Source organism: Actinocrinis sp. (assembly GCF_035938995.1).
GTDB lineage: Bacteria > Actinomycetota > Actinomycetes > Streptomycetales > Catenulisporaceae > DASZGI01.
In genome coordinates this window covers 1-3,767 of record NZ_DASZGI010000111.1, presented here as the reverse complement: position 1 = coordinate 3,767, position 3,767 = coordinate 1, and the positions used below count along the sequence as shown (strand labels likewise).

General features: G+C 66.9%; 5 protein-coding genes and 1 pseudogene. 5 read left to right on the top strand and 1 reads right to left on the bottom strand.

Going from position 1 to position 3,767, the window contains the following annotated elements:
• Window positions 1–440: 440 nt before the first annotated feature.
• Window positions 441–698: pseudogene (locus VGZ32_RS28645) on the bottom strand (hypothetical protein); the annotation flags it as partial.
• 256 nt (window positions 699–954) lie between these two features.
• Here VGZ32_RS28645 and VGZ32_RS07465 point away from each other — a divergent pair.
• The 5 genes from VGZ32_RS07465 to VGZ32_RS07445 all read left to right on the top strand — a co-directional run bounded on the left by VGZ32_RS07465 (window position 955) and on the right by VGZ32_RS07445 (window position 3,740).
• A complete protein-coding gene (locus VGZ32_RS07465; RefSeq protein WP_326885123.1) occupies window positions 955–1,407 on the top strand; it encodes a hypothetical protein in 453 nt (150 codons plus the stop codon).
• A 150-nt stretch (window positions 1,408–1,557) separates the two neighbouring features.
• Window positions 1,558–2,262, top strand: coding sequence for a hypothetical protein (locus tag VGZ32_RS07460; RefSeq protein ID WP_326885122.1), 705 nt, complete (start codon window positions 1,558–1,560; stop codon window positions 2,260–2,262).
• A 24-nt stretch (window positions 2,263–2,286) separates the two neighbouring features.
• The gene (locus tag VGZ32_RS07455) at window positions 2,287–2,646 is read left to right on the top strand and encodes a metalloregulator ArsR/SmtB family transcription factor (protein WP_326885121.1); all 360 of its coding nucleotides are present in this window, start codon (window positions 2,287–2,289) and stop codon (window positions 2,644–2,646) included.
• On the top strand, window positions 2,643–3,128 hold the full coding sequence (locus VGZ32_RS07450; protein WP_326885120.1) for an SRPBCC family protein: 486 nt from the start codon (window positions 2,643–2,645) through the stop codon (window positions 3,126–3,128). The genes VGZ32_RS07455 and VGZ32_RS07450 overlap by 4 nt, the downstream gene beginning before the upstream one ends.
• A gap of 3 nt (window positions 3,129–3,131) precedes the next feature.
• Window positions 3,132–3,740 (top strand): dihydrofolate reductase family protein, encoded by a 609-nt coding sequence (locus VGZ32_RS07445; protein WP_326885119.1) that lies wholly within the window; start codon window positions 3,132–3,134, stop codon window positions 3,738–3,740.
• Window positions 3,741–3,767: the final 27 nt, after the last annotated feature.

The following is a 3,767-nucleotide window of genomic DNA, read 5'->3' as shown; positions in this document are numbered from 1 at the left end:
GCGTGCCCTCCCCGGGTAGCAATTATTGGTTACGACTTCTACATCCTCGGGATGAGCATCAACCAGATCTCCAATAAGTTTGATATTTCGACGGCCGCCGTTCGGGTATGTCTCAACGTTTTCCTGGCAAACCAAGGGTGTGGGGTACTGGATTGAGCCGTTCCGTGTGAGCGGTAGTCGCGCCACGTAGTCAACCGCTTCACTTCTGATGGACTGTCCGGGACCGGCCGCCCCAGCGTCGAAGCCACACGAAGCCCCTGGTGGAACATGTTCTCGCCAAAGATCAAAGTTCATACCAGGGGCTTCGCGCGGACGATTGTGTCACGCACGCCAGCGCGCTCGACATGCGGCGCACGACCGTGACCTTCCTGGCCGGGCTGCTGGAGGCCGAGCGCGCACGGCGCGGCACACGTACCGATACCCGGGCGCTGACCTGCTTAGTCGTTGGCCTCCTGCTCCCACGTACTCGCCCACACCAGGTCCAACGGCAACGCGACCAGCGCAGGCCCATGGCCAGGATTGAGCCACACCCGAAGCGGCTTGACCCGCTTGTTCGGCAACCCCCACGCACGCAACCGACGCCGCTCAGCAGCCTCCCACCGAGGCGTCAGCAACCGATGCGTCACATAACCCTCAGGACGCCGGTGCGCCTTGGCCGCATACGGATTCAACGGCCCGTCCACATCCACCAACAACACCGGCCGCACCCAACCCACCTCCCCTCGTATCCGGGCACGCTACCGGCCAACGCCGCGACGACCCAGCGAAACATCCGGCTCGCCGATGTCACCGACACCACGAATTCACGGCTTGTAAACGGACCCACCGCGCTGGCTCCGAGCCGTCACGGGCAAGCGATCGCCCGGGCGCGCCACAACCGCCGCCCGAACCAGGTCGGCAGCGTTGCGGCGCCCGCGTAGCCGTTGACGGCTGGCGGTTCGTCATCATGTACGTGTGACATCCGACGTTGTGTTCTTCATCGCTCCCGACGACGACACTGCCGCAGCGACGCGGCTCAAGGGCCCGGGGCCGGCGTTCACATCGGTGGTGTGCCACGGCTTCGACCCCGACGATGCGGTCGTCGAATGGGAGATGTACTTCGAGGCCCCGAACGCGAGCCCCCCACCCGTCGAGAGGCTCTACCAACACAGGCAGCCCCGATGGGTTGCTCCCATCCTCAACGACGGCCTCGGGGTGTTCGCCGTCCCAGCCGAGCTGACCAGCGCTCTGGCCAAGGCCGACGCCAGCAGGCTGGTCGAACTCGCCTCACGCTGGAGCGAAAGACTTAGATACTTCGACGGAGATGACATGACCGCCGACGACCCGCAAGCGATCCTGCAGGGTGTCGTTCGCCTCGCTGCCACCGTCGTCAATCACGGTGGTGGACTTTACTGCTGGCACTACTGACGTTTGCGGGCGCCCAGCCGACACCATGTCTCACCCGGGACCCCGCCCGGCACCGCAACAAGATCGCCGACTGAGCCAAGTTCAGAGAGCCGCACCAGCAGAAGCTCCGCCAGCACCCGCTCCTCGCCGTCCCTGCTCCTCGGCAACGCCTTGGACCGCAGGGCCAATGCGACCGATAGCCGGGATGACCTGCACCGCGCCGTTGAAGCGCATGAAGCGGCTGCGGATGCTCTCACCGAGCACGACCCGAGCGAGGCGACCGTGAGATGCAACCTCGGCATGGCGTTGCAACACCGCTATGAGCGCGCAGGTTCGCGCACGGACCTGGCTGAGGCGATCAGTCAGCACCGCCGGGCGTTGAAGCTGACCTTGACGGAGAAAGACATTCAGTACCCGGTGCGCACCGAAGGCCTTGCAAATGCGCTGATGTCCCTCTTCGAGAGCCGGGAGGATCCCGAGGCCCTCGCCGAGGCCATTGAGCTGCGCCGTGCCACGCTTGAGCTACTGCCCGGTGATCCGATGTGGAAAGGGTGCCAGGCGAACCTCGCGGGCAGCCTGTTTCGGCGCTACAAGCGCACTGGGGATACCGACAGCCTCGCTGACGCCGAGCGGTTGATGCGCGAGGTCGTCGAGGAGATCGATGCGCGCGACCGCATTGTCCGTTCTCACCCGATCTGCCGATTCTCGGCGATCATGCTCGGCGGTCTGGGGTTTCTCGGCGATGTTGCGAGTAAGGGCTGCAGACGGAGGGGGTCGGTCGAGCGCCTGGATCATGTCTGCGGTCCCCGGGCTGCGCGTGGGGGTGACGGGTTGACGTCGGGTCCCGACCCGGCTTATTGTCAACGCATCGGTTGATTAAAGGATTGGTTGATCAAACTGATGGTTGACTATGAGGCGGTGCTGGGACCCGAGGCGGTCCTCGACCGGGCCTTCGCGGCCCTGGGCGACTCGGTGCGCCGCGCGATCGTGGCGCGCCTGTCGCGCGGCGAGGCCACCGTCAACGAGCTGGCCGCGCTGTTCCCGATCACCAAGCAGGCGGTCTCCCGGCACATCGCGGTCCTGCAGGACGCCGGCCTGATCACCCGCAGCCGGGACGGCCAGCGCCGCCCGTGCCACCTGGACCCGGCCGCCCTGGAGGCGCTGACCAGCTGGATCGACGGCTACCGGCTCGCCGCCGAAAGCAGATTCCGCCGGCTCGACGCCGTGCTGGAGACCTTGACGAAGGAGGAAGAACGATGAGCACCCACCCGACGATCATCGCCGCCCCCGAGGGCACCCCGTTCCTGGAGGTGACCCGGGAGTTCGACGCCACTCCGGCCCAGCTGTTCCGCGCGGTCACCGAACCCAAGCTGGTGGCGCAGTGGCTGGGCCCGCGCGACCTTGAGATCGACATCGAGGAGTACGACGCGCGCCCCGGCGGCCGCTACCGCTACACGCACCACGGCGGACACCTCGGCGACCAGCGCGCCTCGTTCCACGGCGTGTTCCACACCGTGCAGCCGGACAAGCTGATCATCCAGACCTTCGAGTACGAGGGCGTCCCCGACGAGGTGGCCCTGGAGATCCACCGGTTCAGCGTGGTCGACGGCCGCACCCGATTGACTCAGCGCGCGGTGTTCCCGTCGCTGGAAACCCGCGAGGGCGCGCTGGCGTCCGGGATGACCGGCGGGATCCAGGACTCGATGAACCGCCTGGCCGAGCTGCTCGAGCGGGGGGTGTGAGCGATGAGCAAGGTCGTGATGGCCGACGCGGTCTCCCTGGACGGCTTCCTCGCCGACGAGCAGGACGGGGTCGGGCCGCTGCACGACTTCTACGTCAACGGCGACACGCCGATCAAGGGCGGGAACGACACGTTCTACGTCCATTTCAAGACCTCGCCCGCGAGCGCGCGCTATCTGGACGCGGCCTGGTCACGCATCGGCGCGATGGTGATCGGGCGCCGGCTGTTCGACACCACCAACGGCTGGAGCGGGGTGCCGGTCGCCGGTGACCGGGTGTTCGTGGTGACACACAGCGTCCCCACCGACTGGGAGTTTTATGGGACGGCGCCGTTCACGTTCGTCACCGATGGCATCCCGAGCGCGATCGCCCAGGCAAAGCAAGTCGCCGGACCGGACCGCGACGTCGCACTCAACGGCGGCGACGTCGGCGGCCAGGCATTCGCGGCCGGCTTGGTGGACGAGCTGGACCTGGCCCTGGTGCCGGTGGTGTTCGGCTCCGGAAAGCGATTCTTCGGCAGTTTCGCCGACGGGCCGGTCCTGCTCGACGATCCCGAGCCGGTCGTGACCGCCGATCGCGTCACGCACCTGCGCTACCGCGTCCGCAAGGGCTGAAGGACGCTTACGACGCCCGCCCGCCCG